Annotated in this window: 18 protein-coding genes, 1 tRNA gene and 1 other annotated feature; of the genes, 14 read left to right on the top strand and 5 right to left on the bottom strand. The window is 40.0% G+C overall.

Translation table 11 applies throughout. From position 1 onward, the window contains the following. Positions 1 to 5 precede the first annotated feature (5 nt). Positions 6 to 1,685: a two-component system response regulator gene (locus DESMER_RS17230; RefSeq protein WP_014904340.1), complete on the top strand. Its 1,680-nt coding sequence runs from the start codon at positions 6 to 8 to the stop codon at positions 1,683 to 1,685. A 4-nt stretch (positions 1,686 to 1,689) separates the two neighbouring features. Here DESMER_RS17230 and DESMER_RS17225 read toward each other — a convergent pair whose 3' ends face one another. After that, entirely contained in the window at positions 1,690 to 2,349 is a 660-nt protein-coding gene (locus DESMER_RS17225) for a response regulator transcription factor (RefSeq protein ID WP_014904339.1), read from the bottom strand. Between the two features lie 236 nt (positions 2,350 to 2,585). After that, on the bottom strand, positions 2,586 to 2,894 hold the full coding sequence (locus tag DESMER_RS24565; protein WP_014904338.1) for a hypothetical protein: 309 nt from the start codon (positions 2,892 to 2,894) through the stop codon (positions 2,586 to 2,588). Between the two features lie 293 nt (positions 2,895 to 3,187). On the opposite strand from DESMER_RS24565, the gene DESMER_RS17215 reads away from it, so the two are divergent. The 7 genes from DESMER_RS17215 to DESMER_RS17185 all read left to right on the top strand — a co-directional run bounded on the left by DESMER_RS17215 (position 3,188) and on the right by DESMER_RS17185 (position 11,390). Further along, the gene (locus DESMER_RS17215) at positions 3,188 to 4,141 is read left to right on the top strand and encodes a zinc-binding metallopeptidase family protein (protein WP_014904337.1); all 954 of its coding nucleotides are present in this window, start codon (positions 3,188 to 3,190) and stop codon (positions 4,139 to 4,141) included. Next, a complete protein-coding gene (locus tag DESMER_RS17210) occupies positions 4,122 to 5,174 on the top strand; it encodes a M42 family metallopeptidase (protein ID WP_014904336.1) in 1,053 nt (350 codons plus the stop codon). The genes DESMER_RS17215 and DESMER_RS17210 overlap by 20 nt, the downstream gene beginning before the upstream one ends. Then, the gene (locus DESMER_RS17205; protein WP_014904335.1) at positions 5,174 to 6,166 is read left to right on the top strand and encodes a M42 family metallopeptidase; all 993 of its coding nucleotides are present in this window, start codon (positions 5,174 to 5,176) and stop codon (positions 6,164 to 6,166) included. The genes DESMER_RS17210 and DESMER_RS17205 overlap by 1 nt, the downstream gene beginning before the upstream one ends. A 263-nt stretch (positions 6,167 to 6,429) precedes the next feature. After that, positions 6,430 to 7,731 (top strand): homocysteine S-methyltransferase family protein, encoded by a 1,302-nt coding sequence (locus DESMER_RS17200; RefSeq protein WP_014904334.1) that lies wholly within the window; start codon positions 6,430 to 6,432, stop codon positions 7,729 to 7,731. Positions 7,732 to 7,904: 173 nt separating this feature from the next. After that, entirely contained in the window at positions 7,905 to 8,471 is a 567-nt protein-coding gene (locus DESMER_RS17195; protein WP_242831004.1) for an HD domain-containing protein, read from the top strand. A gap of 539 nt (positions 8,472 to 9,010) precedes the next feature. Beyond that, positions 9,011 to 10,174 (top strand): cache domain-containing protein, encoded by a 1,164-nt coding sequence (locus DESMER_RS17190; protein WP_014904333.1) that lies wholly within the window; start codon positions 9,011 to 9,013, stop codon positions 10,172 to 10,174. A 325-nt stretch (positions 10,175 to 10,499) separates the two neighbouring features. Next, positions 10,500 to 11,390, top strand: coding sequence for a formate/nitrite transporter family protein (locus DESMER_RS17185; RefSeq protein ID WP_014904332.1), 891 nt, complete (start codon positions 10,500 to 10,502; stop codon positions 11,388 to 11,390). Positions 11,391 to 11,535: 145 nt separating this feature from the next. On the opposite strand, the gene bshB2 is transcribed toward DESMER_RS17185, so the two are convergent. After that, the gene (gene bshB2 / locus DESMER_RS17180; RefSeq protein WP_014904331.1) at positions 11,536 to 12,207 is read right to left on the bottom strand and encodes a bacillithiol biosynthesis deacetylase BshB2; all 672 of its coding nucleotides are present in this window, start codon (positions 12,205 to 12,207) and stop codon (positions 11,536 to 11,538) included. Positions 12,208 to 12,231: 24 nt separating this feature from the next. Beyond that, on the bottom strand, positions 12,232 to 12,582 hold the full coding sequence (locus DESMER_RS17175; RefSeq protein ID WP_014904330.1) for a YojF family protein: 351 nt from the start codon (positions 12,580 to 12,582) through the stop codon (positions 12,232 to 12,234). A 170-nt stretch (positions 12,583 to 12,752) separates the two neighbouring features. Then, positions 12,753 to 13,036, top strand: a binding site (T-box leader). A gap of 99 nt (positions 13,037 to 13,135) precedes the next feature. Here DESMER_RS17175 and DESMER_RS17170 point away from each other — a divergent pair. The 6 genes from DESMER_RS17170 (at position 13,136) to DESMER_RS17145 (ending at position 18,081) form a co-directional block, all read left to right on the top strand. Further along, entirely contained in the window at positions 13,136 to 14,335 is a 1,200-nt protein-coding gene (locus tag DESMER_RS17170) for an ABC transporter substrate-binding protein (RefSeq protein WP_014904329.1), read from the top strand. A gap of 15 nt (positions 14,336 to 14,350) precedes the next feature. After that, positions 14,351 to 15,226 carry a branched-chain amino acid ABC transporter permease gene (locus tag DESMER_RS17165; RefSeq protein WP_014904328.1) on the top strand — a complete coding sequence of 292 codons (876 nt, stop codon included), beginning with the start codon at positions 14,351 to 14,353 and terminating at the stop codon, positions 15,224 to 15,226. 33 nt (positions 15,227 to 15,259) lie between these two features. Beyond that, positions 15,260 to 16,240, top strand: coding sequence for a branched-chain amino acid ABC transporter permease (locus tag DESMER_RS17160; RefSeq protein ID WP_014904327.1), 981 nt, complete (start codon positions 15,260 to 15,262; stop codon positions 16,238 to 16,240). A gap of 25 nt (positions 16,241 to 16,265) precedes the next feature. Beyond that, on the top strand, positions 16,266 to 17,033 hold the full coding sequence (locus DESMER_RS17155; RefSeq protein WP_014904326.1) for an ABC transporter ATP-binding protein: 768 nt from the start codon (positions 16,266 to 16,268) through the stop codon (positions 17,031 to 17,033). Next, positions 17,026 to 17,748 (top strand): ABC transporter ATP-binding protein, encoded by a 723-nt coding sequence (locus tag DESMER_RS17150; protein WP_014904325.1) that lies wholly within the window; start codon positions 17,026 to 17,028, stop codon positions 17,746 to 17,748. Before DESMER_RS17155 ends, DESMER_RS17150 begins: the two co-directional genes overlap by 8 nt. A gap of 259 nt (positions 17,749 to 18,007) precedes the next feature. Beyond that, a tRNA-Gly gene (locus DESMER_RS17145) sits at positions 18,008 to 18,081 on the top strand. An 81-nt stretch (positions 18,082 to 18,162) separates the two neighbouring features. On the opposite strand, the gene DESMER_RS17140 is transcribed toward DESMER_RS17145, so the two are convergent. Then, positions 18,163 to 20,214 (bottom strand): sensor domain-containing diguanylate cyclase/phosphohydrolase, encoded by a 2,052-nt coding sequence (locus DESMER_RS17140; protein ID WP_014904324.1) that lies wholly within the window; start codon positions 20,212 to 20,214, stop codon positions 18,163 to 18,165. Positions 20,215 to 20,373 lie beyond the last annotated feature (159 nt).

Genomic DNA, 20,373 nt, shown 5'->3' with positions numbered 1-20,373 from the left:
ATATTATGGATAGAAAAAATAGTATTTTAATTGTTGATGATAGTATCTCGGGACAGAAAGTATTAAACGCATTGCTAGAACGAGAGGATTACTATATAGAATTTGCATCAAATGGCAAGGAAGCTCTGAAAAAGGCCTTTGAGATTAAGCCGGATTTAGTGCTCCTTGATGTCATATTGCCAGATATGGATGGATTTGAAGTTTGTAAGAGAATCAGAAATAATCCCTATACATCCTTAATGCCTGTTATTATGGTTACTGCTTTAGAAGATCGAGCTTCAAAACTAAAAGGTTTTCAATCGGGCGCAGACGAATTTCTATGTAAACCCCTAGATGCTTTGGAAGTAAAGGCCAGAGTGAGGACTGTTCTAAAACTTGATCGGTTTAGAAGACTGCTCTATGACCAGAGCACGGGATTGCCCAATGACATGCTTTTCATTGACTATATTGATAATATTATGATACGTCAAGATCAAAGCAAGACCTGCCAATTTGCCATAGTTGCAGTAAAATTAAGCAATTCCATGTTTTTAAACAATTACCTCTCGAAAATCAATGATCGACAAATGCTTAAAGGGCTAGTAGAAAAGTTCCAAAATGGTCGAGAAGATGTGAAAATAATATCCTATAATAAAGAAGGCAATTTCACAATTTTGCTTCATAGTGCAGGGCCTGAGCAGGCGGCTAGATTTGCAGATGATCTTGTCAAGGCATTTGCCAATCCAATTGAGTATTTGAACGGGGAGTTACTGCTTTCTTGCAAAATAGGGATTTCCCTATACCCTCAAAATGGTTCCACAGGAAATGAACTTGTTAATAATGCTCGACTAGCTAACGAAGAAAAGAACAAGGAAAAATTTTATATTCGATTTTATGACGAGCAACTTGAAAGAAACTATAAGAATCATGTTGAGATTGCTACAAATTTATTTAAGGCCATTGATAATCGTGAGTTTGTTCTGCATTTTCAGCCTCAAGTAAGGGCTGATAATCACAAAATAGTTGGAATGGAAGCACTAATAAGATGGAATAGCAGAGATTATGGCTTTATGTTTCCTGACTTTTTTATTCACCGTGCTGAAGAAAATGGAACTATAATTAATTTAGGCAATTGGGTAATTAAAGATTCCATGAGGTATTTAGCCGAGCTAACTCATAATAAAAAAATATCAACAAGTGTTTCCGTCAATGTATCAGCCTTGCAGTTTAACGATCCAAGTTTAGAAGCTAGGATTTCAAACTTTGCTTGTTTATATGATCTCGCTCCCGAAACTATTAAAATAGAAATAACGGAAAGTGCCATAATTGCAAATCCCGATGAAGCTCAGAAGAAAATGTATGCCCTAAAAGAAAAAGGCTTCAAACTATCGATTGATGATTTTGGCACGGGACAAGCTACCTTAGCCTATTTGAAAGATTATCCAATTGACGAAATAAAGATTGACAAAGTATTTGTTCAAAACTGTCTAACTCAGAAAGTCGACTACGAGATTGTCAAACATATTATTGAACTAGCTAAAACTTTAAATCTCAAAACGGTGGCTGAAGGTGTAGAGGAAGAAAAACATGTGGAGTTACTTGCAAATTTGGGTTGTGATATTATGCAGGGGTATTACTTCAGCAAGCCCGTTGGCGAAAACGAGATGAGCAACCTCCTGCTCACGCAACCCTTTGAAAAACAATAGTCTACTATACTATATGATTTTTTAATGCAAAAACGGCAAGTTGGGTTCTATCTTTAAGTTGAAGCTTTGAGATAATGGTGGTTATCGTATTTTTTACGGTTCCCTCCGCAATGAATAGGGAAGCACCTATTTCTTTGTTGTCTTTCCCTTCCACAATCATACGGATAATTTCCACTTCTCTGTCAGATATAGGAATTTCGATATCGTTAATAATTACTTTATTGTTTTGTATTCGCACTGGTTCTTTAAGGTTTTTATTAAAAGTTGCTGGCCTAAAAACATCTCTATGCATTATCTGTAAACCATGGTAAGTGCTTTTGATAGCCAGCATTAATTCTTCCGTACCAACATTTTTTAGAATGTAGCCATTTGCTCCATTACTGATTGCTTCAGACACATCTTCCTCGTCATCAGAAGCAGTAACGATCAGAACCTTGACATGTGGATAATCAGATTTAATTAATTTAGTTGCTTCGGTTCCATTGCAGACCGGCATAGAAATATCCATTAACACCACATCGGGATTGCACTTGCCGCACAATTCATAGGCTTCTCTTCCATTAGCGGCACAAGCAACAACATTCATTTCCCCGTGGTTTTCAATAATAGTTTTAAAGCTCTCTCGTAAGAGTTTCTGATCATCGGCAATTAATACCTTTAACATAGTACAACCTCTTTTTTAATTAGAATATCGCGTACATTATATCATATAATTTAAGCTTCAGGGGTCTAGCCTTTAGCTTAAGATATGGTTTATCAACATACTTGATACGGGCTAACTAAGGAATAAATTAATTAAAGGGCTGTCACTTGACAGCCCTTTAATTAATCGATTTTGCGACCAGTGATGTTAGAGTTGAATTGTTTCTGAGATAGCTAGAAATACCAAAATATTATTTATTACTTAGCAGAAACAGCTGAGTGAGATACTTTCTTTTTACTAGGATGGTTTGAAGTTGAGAAACGACTGTTGCGAAAATAGATTAGGAGATCCGTAAAGACCATTAAAAAATTAAGCAGATATAAATATACGACTGCATCATACTGATTAAACACCTTATGCATGATCCCTGCAACATAGCCGATAAGTATTACAATTAAAAAAGATACACTTTTACCTGCCGTTGATCGAGAGGTATAGGATTTGTAAATAGAAAGGGGCCAAGCTGCACCAAAGCATATTAACATTATAATTTCAAAAATACTCAATTTAGCATACCTCGCTTCAATTGCATTATTTTACTCATTCAGTTAATTATATAACTTTTCACATCAAAATAGATTGCATTTACTAAAGTTCCAAAATTCGAAATAATAAGGAACAAAATAAAAACTATGTTACAACGGACAATTACCAAGAGTATTTGGGTCAAATTAATGCATTTGCTGCCTGAGTATATTGTTTTGAAATAGTTTTGGAGATTATTCTGAATAGAAAACCAAAGTAATATATAACATTACGTACCCTAGAAACAGCTTGCAGAGAGAAGGTGAAGGTTTCAATGAATCCGCAAATGAAGGATGTCAGAGATTTTCTTAGTCTCTTATCAATAGCCTCGGGAGTTTCCGGGTATGAGTTTTCAATTGCCTCTTTGGTCAGGGAAGGATTTAAAGAATTTAGTGATGAGGTACAGCATGATAAATTGGGCAATGTTTATGCTCTGAAAAGAGGGAATAAAGATTCTAATAAAAAGATTATGTTAGCTGCGCATCTGGATGAGATTGGTCTGATTGTGAAAAAGATTGATTCCCGTGGTTTTCTTCAATTCACCTCCATTGGCGGAACCGACCAGCGCACTCTCTTGTCTCAAGAGGTACTGGTTCATGGAAATCAAGCCATTCCTGGTATTATAGCTTCGTTGTCGCCCCATCTATTCGATAAAATGGAATCAAGTCAGGCTGTCAAAATGGAAGAAATGATTATTGATGTAGGGATGCCTCTGGCCAAAATCCAGGAGGTTATCCAAGTTGGAGATATAATCACTATAAAACGCCAAATCTATTCGCTTCTCAATAACTTAATAGCTGGAAAATCCTTTGATGATAGAGCCGGAGTAGTAGCAATGAAGGTTTGCCTGGAAGAACTGTCTAGGCTTAAGCACTCTCATGATGTAGTTGCAGTAGCAACTACCCAGGAAGAAGTAGGGGCCAGGGGAGCAATCACCAGTGCTTATACTCTTAATCCGGATCTGGCAGTAACTATAGATGTTACTCATGCTTGTACTCCTGATCTAAAAGGGCAAGTTACAATTGATCTGGGAAAAGGGCCGACTGTTGCGCTCGGGCCAAATATCCATCCGGCTATCTATCGACATCTTGTGGACACAGCTTATTTTCATCGTGTACCTATTCAAATTGAACCGATTCCGGGGCATTCAGGAACGGATGCTTGGCCTATTCCATCGCCTCCTTACCGGATGATTTGGAGGGAATGTTATGTTATTAAAGAGTCTTAGCGAATTAAATGGTACTTCAGGGGCGGAAAATCTTGTTCGTAATTTCTTGCGGCAAACAATAGAACCCTTTGTAGACATTATTAGTACTGACAAAATGGGAAATCTGATTGGGATGAAAAATGACTCTCTTTCCGGCCCAAAAGTAATGCTGGCTGCCCATATGGACGAAGTGGCCTTAATGATTATCGATATAACCGGAGAAGGATTTCTTAAATTTCGCCCTGTTGGCGGAATAGATGCCCGAATTCTGGTCTCAAAACCTGTTCAAATCAACAACTCCTGCGTGGGAGTTATTGGGGCGAAGGCCATTCATCTCCAAAAACATACGGAACGGCAAAATGCTTTGTCCTGTGACCAACTTTATATTGATATCGGAGCAAAATCCAAAGAAGATGCTTCAAGCAAAGTAAAACTTGGAGATTATGCCTATTTCACAACCGAATTTGAGCCCTTTGGAGACGGGCTTTATAAGGGTAAGGCCCTTGATGGCCGAGTGGGATGTGCCATATTAGCAGAGCTGCTCAAAAACGATTATGATTTCCCCTTGATTGCAGGGTTTACTGTTCAAGAGGAGGTAGGCCTGCGAGGGGCTAAGGTTGCCGCTCATCACTTGGCTCCGGATTTTGCAATCATACTGGAAGCAAGTGTGGCGGACGATATGTCCGAAGGTGCCGAAGATGGTTGGATCACCGAGCTCGGTAATGGTCCCGCTTGTTCATTAATGGATAGATCGACACTCTATAGTGCCAAGCTCATCCAATGGGTGACGAGTGTAGCTCGACAAAACGGTATTCCTTTACAGTTTCGGCGCGGAAGTGGTGGCGGAAACGATGCCGGTTCGATACATATCAGCAATGTTGGAATACCCACCATTTGTTTGAATGTGCCGTGTCGCTATATCCATTCTTTTGCCTCAGTAATTTCAGAAAAGGATTATAGAGATTGTTATGACCTTGTTAATGCTCTTCTAAAGGAATTACCAAATTTCTTTGAAGGAAGCTCAATTAATTTTGCTAAGGAGGATAAATCTTAATGGATATGGATTTCAGAATCCTGGAACAGTTAACCCAGATATTTGGCCCTTCCGGTTCAGAAGAGCAAGTCGCAGAATTCATATCTGCTCAGATAAGTCCTTATTGTGACGAAGTTATTAGTGACACTTTAGGAAATCTCCTAGCTGTACGTCACGGAACGGGTAAAAAAATCATGGTTGCTGCTCATATGGATGAAATCGGCTTGATGATTACACATATTGATAAAGAGGGATTCTTACGTTTTACCCCTCTTGGTGGAGTGCGTACTGCTAACCTAGTTGGACAAAGGGTTAAGTTTAATACGGGGAGAATCGGAACCATCGGAGTAGAAAAATTAGCTAAACCAAGTGACTTTAAACTAGATAAACTCTATATTGATATTGGTGCAGTTTCCCAGAATGAGGCCGAACAGATTGTCCACCTAGGAGAAACGGCAGTGTTTGTAGGAGATTTCGTGGAAGTAGGATCAAGAATCATGGCCAAAGCTCTTGATGACCGAGTTGGTTGTTTTGTGGTTATTGAAGCCCTTAAACGTTCCAAGTCTACTAATGAATTAGTTTTTGCTTTTACTGCGCAAGAAGAAATCGGAACCAGAGGTGCCAAAACGGCAGCCTATGCTCTTGAACCTGACCTGGCAATAGCTGTTGATGTGACAGCTACAGGAGATACTCCTAAGGACCACACCATGTCGGTGAAATTAGGAAGTGGTGTGGGGATTAAAGTCCTCGATCGTTCGTTGATTACCCCTCCTCAAATAAAACGCTGGATGGCTGGAGTAGCAGCGGAAAGGAATATTCCCTTCCAGTGGGAGGTATTAGAGTACGGAGGGACGGATTCCGGAGCTATTCATTTGTCTAGAGGAGGAGTTCCTTCCGGTGTAATTTCAATCCCGACGAGATATGTTCACAGTCCGGCTGAAATGGTTGATCGAAGTGATGTTCAAGCTGCCGTGGATTTACTCGTGAGTTTACTTGAACATCCTCCGGATTGAGAAAGTGTAAATTGATTAATTGCGTGATTCTCTTTCAATTCGTATAAATGAACACCTCCATAAATTGGTTGCTCAGCTTTGACTGAGTACTTTTTTGTTAATAAAGTGATTCGCAATTTAATAACTAAGGGCGAATTTGTTTTTTACTTGAAGCGAGTACAATTAATAAGTGTTTTTGGGGATTTAAAGTAGAGAATTGCGTAAAAATAAGGTATAGTTTATTAATATTGCTTATTATTGTATTTTAGTAGGAGGTTTAATTTATGAAGAGTTTTTTAACTTCGATCCAAGAAAGGGTTTTACTATATGATGGGTCTAAAGGTGTCATGCTTCAGAAGAGAGGGTTAAAAGGCAATGAAGCGTCTGAATCATGGAATCTATCAAAACCTGATGAGATCAAAAACCTGTATAATCTCTATAAACAAGCAGGATCTGACGTAATCCAAACCAATACGTTTCCTGGTAATAGAGTTACCCTTGATAAGCACCGCTTAGGGGATAAGACTTATCAAGTAAACTTTGAAGGGGTCAAATTGGCTAAAGAGGTAGCAGGAGATAACACTTACGTTGCTGCTTCAGTTGGACCAACGGGAATGATTATGGAACCTGCGGGGGAATTAAGTTTTGACAAAGCTTATGATATTTTTAAAGAGCAATTAAAGGCAATCGAGGATGCGGGTGCGGATGTTGTTAATTTTGAAACATTTACAGATTTAAATGAATTAAGAGCAGCTATTTTGGCCGCTAAAGAAACTACAAGTTTGCCAATTATTGCTTCGGTAACCTTTAATGACAATAGTAGAACTCTATCCGGTAATTCAGCTGAGGTATGTGGAATAGTCTGTGAAGCTTTAAACGTGGAAGTAGTTGGGGCTAACTGTTCCGGCGGACCTGACAGTTTACTTGAACCTATCAAGAAAATGCATGGGGTTGTTTCCATTCCTCTTTCAGTTAAAGCGAATGCTGGTATGCCAGAATTAGTTGCAGGAGAAGCGGTCTATAAACAAAAACCAGAACAATTTAGTGCTTATACAAAAGAATATGTTGAGCATGGAGTAAGACTTATCGGTGGGTGTTGTGGAACCACCCCGGAATTTATCAGTGCCTTGAGGAAAGAGCTCAATGAGATTAAAGTTCCGAACTTAGAATTGCGTTCGAATACGATGATTGCGTCAGCTTTTAGTTACTTAGAACTTTCTAACAAGGAATTATCTATTGAAAAGCTTTTCATTAATAATGATCTGAGAGACGTGTTAAAAAAAGGCGATTTTTATAGCTTGCTGCAAGATTATAAAGCGGCAAAGATGGATTGCTTGTTCATAGATTTTGGGGATATGAATGTAACCTTTGACGTATGGGAATTTATTAGCACTATAAGCTATCTCGTTAAGAAGCCGCTGATTATCAAATGTGATTCTCTTGAAATAGTTGACAAAATCCTAAGATATTATCCTGGAAGGGTGGGCGTAGTTCTATCGAATACTTCAAATCTATCTCGTGAGCAATTAAAACACTATGGTGCTTTAATTCTTAATGACAAATTTGAACCGAGTGTCCAGGAATAACTCCCATAATCCTATAATTGGCCATGCCCTTCCATGCTGTTAAAGCGGCTTCGGGAGGGCTCTCTATTGCTGGTGTTGACTATGTTTTAGATTGTTTCAAGAGTAATATTATTTGGTGGACTATAATTATAATGGATAATAAGAGAATGCCTAAAACATAAAGGAGATATTCGATGACCCAAGAGGATATTCGTTTTTTTAGAACATGGTTTGAAGAATACACGAAGAGATTCCCTTCGGAAGATCCAGAAATAGAGGCTAATTTGTGGTATAAAAAGGAACATTCCATAAGAGTTAGAGAATACATGCTAACCCTTGGCCATGACCTTCGGTTAAACGAGAATCAGATGTTTCTCGCAGAAGTAATAGGGCTTTTTCATGATGTAGGGCGTTTTGAACAATATGTAAGATATCATACATTCAAAGATTATCAGAGTGAAGATCATGCCAAACTGGGATTATCAGTTCTGGAGCGGGAACAAGTCTTTTTAGGTCGAGGGAGTGAGCAGGAAAAAGATCTTATATTTACTGCCATACTTAATCACAATCAACGTGTCGTTCATAAAAAGGTGCTTGGGAATACTCTAAAACTCTGTAAGTTAATTCGAGATGCCGACAAACTGGATATTCTTGAGCAGGTAATCAGTTTTTATGAGAATCCTGCCCGAACTCCTCATTTTGCCATTGAAAGAAATCACAAAGATGAAAGATATTCTTCGGATATTATCCAGGCATCTTAAGGGGAAAACAAATCTCTTACACTAGTGTAAAGACTCCTGTAGATATTAAGCTGATCCGCCTTGCTTGGTTGTTGGATCTGAATTATCCTGCCGCTTTGGATCTTGCTAAGAGGAAACAATTTCTCCCAAGGCTCTTTGCTTTTATTCCTCAAACCAAAGACACTCTTAGAGTTCTTCAGTATATAGAGAAGGTCATTGATAATAGTCAATAAAAATTAACTGCAATTATAATTAGCTAGGCTTCTTATGGGCTTGTACCAAGAATCTTACGCGTGTAAGATTCTTGGTATAAGCCCGGCCGAGTCTGACGTTAACATTTGGTTTACTCTACATCATTTTTAACTCCATGTAACGGTTTTTGACACCAAAGGTTTTCGTATGCACATTTTTCACACGAAACTATCTTTAACTAAAAAATCTATACTTTTCGATAAAAAGCAAGCCTTAATTAGTGATTTGAGAAGGTATTTTAAAGTTATTTGCGAATTAATCTTAAATATCTATATAAGTCTAAGCGCAAACGAAAGAGGTGAATTTGAGTGCGTTCACTCAAACATCAAATGCTCATATTGCTGCTGGGTTCATTGTTTTTGCTGGCAGTTTGCTTTCTCACGGTTCTGGGGTGGTATATGAAAGATCGCGTTGTGGCAGCCACAATTATAAAAACGCAGACAGATTTGGCAACATGTGGAGAGATTATTGATAAGACCTATCCTGGTTACTGGTCAGTGCAAGATGGAAACCTATATAAAGGGGCCACTAAGATCAACCTAAATAACGAATTAGTTGATCATTTGTCCCGTCTAACCGGAGACACAGTGACCTTTTTCTTGGGCGATACAAGGGTAGCAACTACAGTTCTTGGGTCAAACGATGAACGAGTGATAGGAACCAAGGTCTCAGCTAACGTAGCCCGGACGGTATTGGAGGATGGTCAAACTTTCATAGGAGAAGCCAATGTTGTAGGACAGTGGCACCAATCAGGATATGCTCCTTTACGAGCGGAAAATGGCAATATTATTGGGATCTTTTATGTGGGAATTTCCCATGCTTATGAGAAGGAAATAATCACCCGATCTCTAATCACAATGGCGGTCTTGGGTTTAGGTTTAACGATCTTAATAGCACTTATTACCTGGTTTTTTATTCAGAAAGTTATCATTAATCCTTTACATAATATCATGTTAGGAACTAGAGATGTAGCAACTGGGCACGTTACTGAGAAGGTTAAAGTTTCTAGAGTCAAAGAAATTGAAGAGTTGGAGGATGCCTTTAACCAAATGGTAGAACAGTTTCAAACTTCCATCGAGGAGATTGATAGCAGAGCTGATAGTAATGGGGAAATGCCACTTGCCGAAATTGAAGATACAGTTATTGATTCGTCTGAGGACATTGAGACAACCGATCTTTCCCTCTTAACGTCTAACACTAGTGAGCCAGAAGAAGTATCTAAAGCTGACACAGCATGGTCTATCAAAGAGGAGGATTTGCCAAAAGGATTAAACGAAACAACTCTTGAGCAGATCATTGAATTTTTACAAGCTAACCGCCGACCCCTTTCTTCAGAAGAGGTTGCTGAAGGAGTGAAGCTAACTAGGGTAACAGTACGTCGCTATCTCGAGTTCTTAGAAGACCGTGGTCTGTTAATATCCAAGCTTAAATATGGAATTGGCCGACCAGTTAAGCTATTTACTCCAATCTAAAATATCCTCTGAAATAATTTCTCAATATTTAAGACTAGCAGTATGAGTACGGTTTGAGCCGGATCATGCTGCTTTTTTCTGCAATTAACGAAAATTTCGAAATATATTAATTATCCACAAAACATTTTATTAATGTTCAAATGGATGACATACTGGTAGAAGCACGGTAAAGTTAACTACGGTTCATAACTTCTGGTAATCAAATTTGTTTCTGAGGTAGTGAAGAATAAAACCTAAAAAGGAGTGAGCAGAAGCTTATCTTTAGAAGAAACAGTAATTATAAACTTTAAAAGCAGTCAAAAACTATCAAGTAGGAGTGATAACTGTGGAGACAAAAAGTTATTTGCCACCATCTGAAATAACTTATACTGCTATACAAACAGGCATCAAAAAGGTGGGTATGAAATATTCCAATCAATTTATTTTGGCAATTTTAGCGGGTGCTTTCATTGCCTTTGCAGCCGAAGGCTCAAATATGGCGGCTTTTAATTTATTTGCCAAGCCGGAAACCTATGGCTTGGGAAAAGTTCTGGCAGGGGCAATATTTGGAACAGGACTTATGATGGTTGTATTGGCAGGCGGAGAATTGTTTACCGGAAACACCTTAATTTTAGGCGGAGTATTAGATGGAAAAGTAAAATTCAAGGATATGCTAAAGAATTGGTTTTTCGTTTACTGCGGCAATTTCATTGGAGCAATACTTCTTGCTTATATGATGGTTCATTCTGGATTGTATAACAGTGGTGCTAATGTTTTAGGAGGAGTAACCATCAAAATTGCCTCCTATAAAGTAGGGTTGCCGTTTATGTCGGCATTCTATTTGGGGGTTATGTGTAATATGTTAGTCTGTCTAGCAGTCTGGATGGCCTATGGGGCGAAGGATATGGTTGGTAAAATACTGGCGATCTTCTTCCCGATATGGCTTTTTATCACATCCGGCTTTGAACATAGTATAGCGAACATGTATTATATTCCCGCTGGAATTCTAGCAAAAGCAAATCCGAGTTGGGTGACTGAGTCTCATTTGGGATCACAAGCGCTAGAGAATTTAAACTGGGGAACCTTTGTAATAAATAACTTGGTTCCGGTTACACTGGGAAACATTGTAGGGGGATCCTTTTTTGTCGCCGGAGTTTATTGGTTCGTATATATAAAAAATGATGTTAAAGCAGAACGTGCCTTAATAAATCAGTCCAGATCTAATGCTGCTAAGTAAACCTAGTAAACTAAAAAATCCGGCGGTTTTGATGTGAACTCGTCTAGATGAGTTCACATCAAAACCGCCGGATTTTCAAATAAGTGTCTTAAGGTCAAGGTGGACATACATTGTTACTTGTCAATATATGAAATGTTAAAAATATTTACGAAAAACGATAGATCCAGAAGGATTCGCGAGTGAGCATATGGTTGTATGAGTTCTTCGAAGACGGATTCTTAAACTGTCCATTAGAGAGACGGGGAAGAATTACTTGTGATTGGGATCTGTGAGCTCGGATTGCAGCCAGCTTTATCTCAGCAACATCTCTAATGTCGTTTATTATATCTGGTTTTCCGAGCTGATCTTGACAGTCGCGAGCAAAAGCGTGGGCATACACCGTAGGACGTTCTTGAGGGGAAAGGCGGGATACAGCTCGGATGGTCACGTCGCCCAGAGCATTATGATCCGGGTGAACAGCATAACCGGGATAGTGGGTAAGAACCAAGGATGGCTTGACTTCTAAAATGATCTGCTCAAGCCTGTCCGTCAATAATTCAGGGTTTTCAAACTCTATCGTTTTATCTCGCAATCCAAGTTGAATCAGGCGTTGAATACCAAGGGCCTGGCATGCTACCTCCAACTCCACTTCCCGTATAATTGGCAATGATTCGCGGTTGGCAAAGAGTGGCTTACCCATGTTGCGTCCCATTTGTCCTAAAGTACCACAGATATAAGTGACAGGAACTCCAGATTTTGTGAATTGAGCTATGGTTCCGCCACAGCCAAACGTTTCGTCGTCTGGGTGCGGGAAAACTACAAGAACATGTTCTTCCAAGAAATATTCCCTCCACACTATAAGTTACAATTCAAAAGGAGACAGGCTGAGTTCTAGAGCCACTGCTAAGCGCCCCTCTTGATCATGGCCGGCTAGTAAGAGTTGACCTTCCGGATCAATCTCGTAATCCGTTAAGCCTTCGGCGTAGACCCAGCCGATTTCCATTTTAAGACCTACGCGGTATGGGCCTTCTCCTGTGATAATCCCCCGCCCAAAGCGGATAAGACCATTGCGTATATACGCCCCCACGGTCATTTTGCTCTCTTGTCTATGAACGGCATAAGCGCCATTGGTTGTCTCAAGGTGGAGGTAGACTTCACGATTTAGAAAACGATCTAGTTCAGTTTGTACGATAGATTTATTAATCGGATTCATGGACAATCCCTACCTTAAAACAGTAATTTGTAATCATTATATACTATTTTAAGGTTATTTTCACGGAAGCACGCGCAAAAGGGTCTTAGCCAATATTCACTTATTTTAAATTTTATATATTGACCTTAATAGAAAAAGCTGGTAGAATACCAACCATATAACCTATATTTTTATTTGTGATGACGGGGTAAAGTAAACGGAACGATCTTTTCAGGGAGGCGGCGTCATAGACTGAAAGCGCTGCTATGGTATCAACCGTTGAAGGTTCACCTCTGAGCTACCAAACTGAAACCTTATGGAAAGTAGGCTTGGTCGGAGACTTCCACCGTTAAAAGGAAGAGGGTATAAGGAATAGATATTCTATGAATATTATTATTCCCGTACTTAAATGAGGAGGGGTCTTTTTATAGACTCAATCTGGGTGGTACCGCGAAATGCACTTTTCGTCCCTTTAGGGATGAGAAGTGTTTATTTTTTTATTTTATATTTTGGAGGTGAAAATTTCAGCGGTTATTTATGAGGCCTTATAACAAAATCGTAAGGAGTGATTTGCATGAAAAACATGTCAAAGGGATTAAAGAGAAGATTAGGACTTGCGCTTCTATTGGTAATCAGCTTACTAATCAGTGCCTGCAGCCCAACTAAGGAAGCAGATGTAAAGAGTACTACGGCATCGGCAAATGAACCCTATAAAATTGGGGCAGTATTGGATATCAGCGGCAATTCCTCATCATTAGGAGTACCAGAACGTGACACCCTGCTAATGATGGTTGAGAAGCTAAACTCTGAGGGGGGGATTAACGGACATCCGGTGGATCTGACCATCATGGATAACAAAAGTGACGAAACCGAAAGCGTTTTAGCCGTTAAAACTCTGATTGAAAAAGGATCACTGGCAATACTGGGGGCTAGTTCCAGCGGGACGTCTATGGCCATGATCAAGACCGTCGAAAGTGAAAAAGTTCCTATGATTTCCTTAGCCGCTGCCAGCAGTATCGTTGAGCCAACGAGTGATAGGAAATGGGTATTTAAAACAGCCCAAAGCGATATTGTCATGATTAGTAAGATAATTAGTTACCTTAAGAAAAACAACTTGAACAAAATTGCCTTCTTGTATATGAACAACTCCTACGGCGACAATGGAAAAAAAGCGCTCACAGCTGCCGTGAAAAATAGTGGAATTAGTATTGTTGCTGAAGAGAAATTTGATGCCAATGACAAAGACATGACTCCCCAGTTATCCAAAGTAAAAGCCAGTGAGGCTCAAGTCGTCATCGTTTGGGCTATCCCGCCTTCGGCTTCAATTTTAACTAAGAATTTTAAAGATGTAGGTCTCACTATTCCCTTGATTCACAGTCATGGAGTAGGCAACCAAAAATTCATTGAACTTGCGCAAGGTGCTGCTGATGATACTCTCCTGCCCATTGGCAAACTATCTGTGGCTCAGCAAATTCCAGACAATGATCCTCAGAAAAAAGTATTGGAGAGTTACATCGCTGATTATGCCAAGAAATATAATAGCGAGCCGAATTCCTTTGGAGGCTATGCCTGGGACGCCTTTAATCTGCTGGTAAGTGCGCTGGAAAAAGCCGGGCCGGATCGTGAGGCCATTAGGGGAGAACTGGAAAAGACTCAGGGATTTGTCGGTATTTCAGGAGTATTTAATATGTCACCTGAGGATCATAATGGCCTGAAGGAAGATTCTGCGGTACTAGTGAAGGTAGATCAAGGAAAATGGAAGCTTATAGAATAACGGGGTGTTTTATTGATGGGAGAACAACTATTACAACTTTTACTCACCGGACTGACCTTAGGCAGCATATACTCCATCATTGCTTTAACCCTGGTTACGACTTTTAATGTTACGGGCATCTTAAACTTGGCTCAAGGGGAATTTGTTGTCATCGGGGCCCTGATAGCGGTCAGCTTACAAGGAACCGGGATGCCAATGGCTGCAGTATTTCTGGTCTCGGTAATTTTAGTAGGTATCCTCGGTGGTTTGCTGGAGCGCCTGACAATTAACAGAGCGAGAGGCGCCAGCAGCCTGGGGATGTTAATAATAACCATTGGTCTCTCCATATCGTTACGCGGTTTGGCGCTGCTTATCTGGGGAACGGATACCTATTCTCTCCCCGCCTTCTCCCAAGGAGGGTCAATAATGATTGGTGGAGCTGCCCTAAATCCTCAGAGTATATGGATTTTTTCTCTTGTTGCAGTTACCTTAGCTGGATTATATGGCTTCTTTGAGCATACCTTCTGGGGAAAGGCTGTAAAAGCTTCCGTATATAACCAAACTGGTGCGAGACTTCAGGGCATAAACTTAAATACCATCTCCCTGTTAGCCTTCGTATCCGCAGGAGGGTTGGGGGCAGCAGCTGGGGTGAGTATTGGGCCTATCACTATGGTCACCTATGATATGGGGTTTATGCTGGGAGTTAAAGGCTTTGTGGCTGCCGCGATTGGAGGACTGAGCAATGTCGGTGGTGCAGTTATCGGGGGGATTCTCTTAGGGATTCTGGAGTCCTTTAGTTCCGGACTCATTTCCTCGGGTTTAAAGGATGCCATATCCATCATCATTTTGCTGGGGGTTCTTCTCATACGACCTGAGGGAATTATCGGAGCAATTAGAGAACGGAAAATATAATTTTAAAGTATTAGAAGGATTAGAGGTGAAACAATGCATTTGAAGAATCATAAGGGCTTAATTCTGTTGCTTTTCCTTCTTGTCATACCTCTTAAGCTAGATAGCAATTACCTTTACAGCACATTAGTTATTATTGCTATCTATTCAATCGTCGTGCAGGGTTTGGGGATTTTGATGGGATATGCAGGCCAGGTATCCTTTGGGCATGCGGCATTTTTTGGCTTAGGAGGATATACAGCAGCCATTTTAACAACTCGCTTTCATTGGCCCACCCTCTTAGCCCTCCTTGCAGCAGCGATCTTACCGGGAATTATAGCAGCTATAATTGGTCGGCAGACCCTGAAGCTACGAGAACTATATTTGGCCTTAGCAACACTTGGTTTTGGAATATTAGTTCATATAATCTTCAACGAGGGGGGAGAACTCACCGGTGGTCCTTCAGGAATGAGTGGGATTCCAAACCTTACGATAGGGACTATATCTTTCGACAATGATCAGAAATTCTATTTACTGGTCTGGTTCATGCTGTTAATAATATTAGTAGGAATCTATAATTTAGTTCATTCACGCACAGGAAGAGCCCTTTGCTCAATTCGAGAAAGTGAGTATGCAGCCGAAAATGCTGGGGTTGACTGTGCCAGGCTCAAACTCCAGGCATTTATCTTTAGCGCACTTTTAGCCGGACTTGCCGGAGGGTTATATACTTTTTATGTTACCTTTATCAGTCCTTCCCCCTTCAGCTTTCATACGTCAGTGCAATTTGTGCTCATGGCCGTAATCGGAGGTTTGGGCACCTTTTGGGGACCCTTATTAGGAGCAGTTGTGGTGGTTTCCTTGAATGAACTGCTAAGAGAAATTGTACCTTTATTAATACCGGGAGCAGGCGGCGAATATCAAATCATCATCTACGGAATCATTCTTGTAGGTCTCATGATTTTCCAACCCAAAGGTTTAAGCAGTATTGGACGATACTTCAGACAACCTCCCAAAAAGGAACTGAAGCCTGAAGGGTAAGAAGCGGAAAAGGAGGGTTAGCAAAATGCTACTTGAACTAAGCGGGATATCAAAACATTTTGGTGGGATTATGGCAGTCAAGGATATAGGTTTTGGAGTAAAAGAAGGAAGTATCCTAGCTCTGATTGGTCCTAACGGGGCAGGAAAAACTACCCTCTTCAATATTATTACGGGGACTCTCCTACCGGAGACAGGTTCAGTAACCATTAATGGCCGAGAGTTGGTCGGGCTAAAACCCTATGAGATTGCCTCTGCCGGCATAACCAGAACCTTTCAAAACCTTCAGCTTTTCGGCAGCATGACGGTCTTGGAAAATGTTATGGCCGGGGCATATCTAAGAAGTAAAAAAGGATTTCTTCGCTCATTTTTCTCCTTTCCCGGAACTTGTCGTGAAGAAAAAAGGATCCGGGAAGAATCACTAATCTTACTTGAAGAAATTGGGCTGGCGGAAACCGCCGGACTGCCGGCTACTCAGTTGCCCTTTGGTAAGCAAAGACTTTTAGAAATAGCCAGAGCTCTGGCCTCTAAGCCTGCACTGGTACTCCTTGATGAACCTGCAGCAGGCTTGAATCCCTCGGAAACAGAGGCCCTGACAGACTATTTAAAAAAACTCAAAACAAAAGGTACAGCCATGATCCTGATAGAGCATGATATGCAAACCGTGATGGAAGCCGCGGATAGGATTGTCGTTTTAAATTTTGGTCAAATAATCGCGGAAGGAACACCGGCAGAAATTCAGGCTCACCCTGAAGTGATTAAAGCATATCTCGGAGAGGATGAAAAGATTGCTTAGCATTAAAAACTTAGGTGTTTATCACGGCTATGTGCAGGCCATCAACAATCTCTCTTTAGAAGCCAAGGAGGGGGAATTGCTGGTTATCTTGGGAGCGAATGGGGCAGGCAAAAGTACCCTTCTTGGAACGATAGCGGGGCTGTACAGACCCTCAGCGGGAGAGATTATCTTTAGGAATAACTCCATTGCCGGACAAAAACCGGATCAGGTAGTCAAACAAGGGATTAGCCTTGTGCCGGAAAAAAGAGAAATCTTCAGCTCATTAAGTGTCCTAGATAATCTCATGTTGGGAGCTTTTCATCGTTACAGGAAAGATAAGAGCGAATTGATGAATGATGTGAAAGAAATAATGGAGCTTTTTCCAGCTTTAAAAGGGAGAGAGAGGGATCAGGCAGGCAGTTTAAGTGGTGGTTTACAGCAAATGTTAGCTATCGGCAGGGGGTTAATGTCACGTCCGACCCTCTTAATGCTTGATGAACCCTCCATAGGACTAGCTCCATTAGTCGTTCGAGAGATAATGTCCATTCTGGTTCAATTAAAAAAGAAAGGGGTTACGATTATCCTGGTAGAACAGAATACTAAATCGGCCCTAAAAGTTGCGGACAGTGTCTTAGTAATGGAAAGAGGAGGGATAACCCATAGCGGTAGCTCTTCAGATGTCATTGCTGACTCTTTGATTCAAGAGGCCTACTTGGGGAAAGCACACACTAATTAATTTAACCTTTGTCATTAAAAGCAATAGACATGACACTTAATATAGGTGCCCTGTCTATTGCTTTTTCTAACTATGCGGTTTTTCAACACTTACTGTATAATAAATGATCCAATCTTAAAGAAATTTTTTCTTTATAGCGATATGTTAACTTCGGGAAAACATCATTTTATCATCTGAGGTTATCAACTGAGGTTAAAAAATTTAATTTAGGGTCTTCTTTAAAAGCAATTGATATGGTATAATTAATGTCGAACAGTTTGCGGGTGTAGCTCAATGGTAGAGCACTAGCCTTCCAAGCTAGCTACGTGAGTTCGATTCTCATCACCCGCTCCACTTAAGCTATAATATTTTATTTCAGATATATACTAACGCCGTGTTGCAGAGGTTTTGCCTCCACAACGCGGCGTTTTTTTGTTAAATCAATTCAATAAACTTTTCTACAAGCAGAGGGTCAAACTGCCTTCCTTTAGAATTTATAATTTCCTTTAAAGCATCTTCCTTAGACATGGCCTTTCGGTAAGGCCTGTTGTTTGTCATGGCATCAAAGGCATCGACAATAGCAAGAATCCTGCTAGGCAAGGGAATTTCCTCTCTCTTCAACTTAAATGGATAACCATTACCATCCCACCACTCGTGATGTTTGAGTATCCAGTCCGAAATATGCGCGAGGTCCGGCGAAGATTCTGCAATACGAAAGCCAATTTCGGGATGGAGTTTCATTTCCTCCATTTCATCTCTGGTAAGTCTTCCCGGTTTAAATAGAATTCTATCAGGTATACCAACCTTTCCAATATCATGGAATTGAGCAAAAAGATGCATGTCTTTAATCTCATTGTTAGACATTCCAATACCTTCCGCCAATTTGCCGCATAACTCTTGCATCCTGTCACCATGACCTTCCGTTATAAAGTCACGGGCCTCCAGCATCTTAGCAAGGATTTGTATATTCTTACTCTTTTCGCTTTGTCGGTGGTGGAGCTTTTCACGGTACATTAGATTATCGGCAAGCTTAAGGAGTTCCTTCAAATCCTTTTGTGTGCCATTCCCAACCGCATAACCTAAAGACATGCTAATAGGTATAATACGTTCCTCAGTATTAATAAGCTCTAGTGATTTATCGATTTTAGCTACGATGGAGGAGAGGTCAGTTGTAGATGTATGATTTATTAACACGGCAAACTCGTCTCCACCAATCCTAGCAACTACGTCTTCTTTCTTAAAATTCTCGTGCAGTATCGTTGCCGCCATCTTGAGATAATCGTCACCTATAGTATGACCGAGAGTATCATTGACTAGTTTTAATCCGTCAATATCACAAATGACAATACCTACTCCAGAAGTGTCTTTATTCAAATGTTTATTTAAGGTCTCCTCAAAATAATTTCTATTATATAGATTTGTTAGAGTGTCATAAATGCTCATGTTATAGAGCTTGATTTCTGATTCCTTACGCTTAGAAATATCTCTAACTACCGCTAGAACCTTATTGTCTCCCCAAAGAACTAATCTTACTTCAAAGTAAATCTCTTTACCATGTTCCTGTGCACAAAACTCAATGGTTTGGATGTCACCCGTCTCAAAAAGTTTTTCGATTTTTTGGATAGTTATCTGAGAAAGATACCTATCGATAAAGTCTAAATCATTAACATTTTTGCCCATGAAAGCACCCTGCATATGTGAGGGAATTATTGTATTTTCTAAATAATGATCAATCAAATTGCCATTTTGATCTAATAAGAAAAACATGTCTGGTATAACCTTTAAAAATGCATTTAACCTTGTTTCACTTTTCATCAAGGCTATTTCTGAGTTTTTTTGATCAGTTATATCGACGACTGTAACAACTACCTTAGATAACCCACCTGTTTCGTTAAACTCGGGTTTATAATCTCCCATTGCCCACCGAACACCCCCGTTATCAGGAGTCTTTATGCCGATTATTTGCTTATGTAAAGGTTTGCAAGTAGATATTACTTTGAATAGAGGAAACTCATAGATGGACATTCCCTGCCCTTCTTCATTGATATAATGGACAATTGCCTTTTCTAACAAGTCTTTAGGCAAATCCTCATTAAGAGATGGGTCGATCAAAGTCCCAATAGGGCTTACTTCGTCAAGGTTAAAAGGGCTTCCAAGCTCAATAAACTTCCTATTGCACAGTTGCAATTCTCCTTGTGGGGAAAACACGGCAATACCTACATTCAAATTGACAAGTAGGGTTTTTAGCTTATCCTCACTGTCGGTAAGCTTTTTTAGAGTGTTTGTTAGTTCCTTAGCTTTGCAAACTGCTTTTTTTTCAACGGTCTTATTTCGAGTATAAAACGTGACTGCAGTCGTAAAGGTTATCAATAGCGCTATAAGCCAGGTAAAGCCTTTGGGGTCAGAATGTAAATAGATATTATTAGACAATGGAAAGAACAGAAGAGGCATTACTAGCAGAGCTAAGTTTCGAAAAGACAGCGTCATAATCCTTTACTCCTTTAAACTAAGCGAATTGAATTTGTCAGATCCTAACCTGATTGTTAAACCAATCCTTAATCATGCTCGTAACACGGACTCAATGCCAATACCATCATATAGTCTTAAACTTCTACATGAATCACTATAATTCTACAAAATAAGGAT

It is taken from the genome of Desulfosporosinus meridiei DSM 13257, from assembly GCF_000231385.2.
In the GTDB taxonomy this organism is placed as follows: Bacteria; Bacillota; Desulfitobacteriia; order Desulfitobacteriales; family Desulfitobacteriaceae; genus Desulfosporosinus; species Desulfosporosinus meridiei.
This window is presented reverse-complemented; position numbering and strand designations above follow the sequence as displayed.

What these genes read in the sequence shown, in the direction of transcription:
- DESMER_RS17165 (WP_014904328.1), top strand. Translation starts at nt 14,351, where the DNA reads ATGGGAGAACAACTATTACAACTTTTACTCACCGGACTGACCTTAGGC.
- DESMER_RS17195 (WP_242831004.1), top strand. Translation starts at nt 7,905, where the DNA reads ATGACCCAAGAGGATATTCGTTTTTTTAGAACATGGTTTGAAGAATAC.
- DESMER_RS17230 (WP_014904340.1), top strand. Translation starts at nt 6, where the DNA reads ATGGATAGAAAAAATAGTATTTTAATTGTTGATGATAGTATCTCGGGA.
- DESMER_RS17175 (WP_014904330.1), bottom strand. Translation starts at nt 12,582, where the DNA reads ATGAATCCGATTAATAAATCTATCGTACAAACTGAACTAGATCGTTTT.
- DESMER_RS17210 (WP_014904336.1), top strand. Translation starts at nt 4,122, where the DNA reads ATGTTATTAAAGAGTCTTAGCGAATTAAATGGTACTTCAGGGGCGGAA.
- DESMER_RS17205 (WP_014904335.1), top strand. Translation starts at nt 5,174, where the DNA reads ATGGATATGGATTTCAGAATCCTGGAACAGTTAACCCAGATATTTGGC.
- DESMER_RS17200 (WP_014904334.1), top strand. Translation starts at nt 6,430, where the DNA reads ATGAAGAGTTTTTTAACTTCGATCCAAGAAAGGGTTTTACTATATGAT.
- DESMER_RS17225 (WP_014904339.1), bottom strand. Translation starts at nt 2,349, where the DNA reads ATGTTAAAGGTATTAATTGCCGATGATCAGAAACTCTTACGAGAGAGC.
- DESMER_RS17170 (WP_014904329.1), top strand. Translation starts at nt 13,136, where the DNA reads ATGAAAAACATGTCAAAGGGATTAAAGAGAAGATTAGGACTTGCGCTT.
- DESMER_RS17215 (WP_014904337.1), top strand. Translation starts at nt 3,188, where the DNA reads ATGAATCCGCAAATGAAGGATGTCAGAGATTTTCTTAGTCTCTTATCA.
- DESMER_RS17140 (WP_014904324.1), bottom strand. Translation starts at nt 20,214, where the DNA reads ATGACGCTGTCTTTTCGAAACTTAGCTCTGCTAGTAATGCCTCTTCTG.
- DESMER_RS17160 (WP_014904327.1), top strand. Translation starts at nt 15,260, where the DNA reads ATGCATTTGAAGAATCATAAGGGCTTAATTCTGTTGCTTTTCCTTCTT.
- DESMER_RS17155 (WP_014904326.1), top strand. Translation starts at nt 16,266, where the DNA reads ATGCTACTTGAACTAAGCGGGATATCAAAACATTTTGGTGGGATTATG.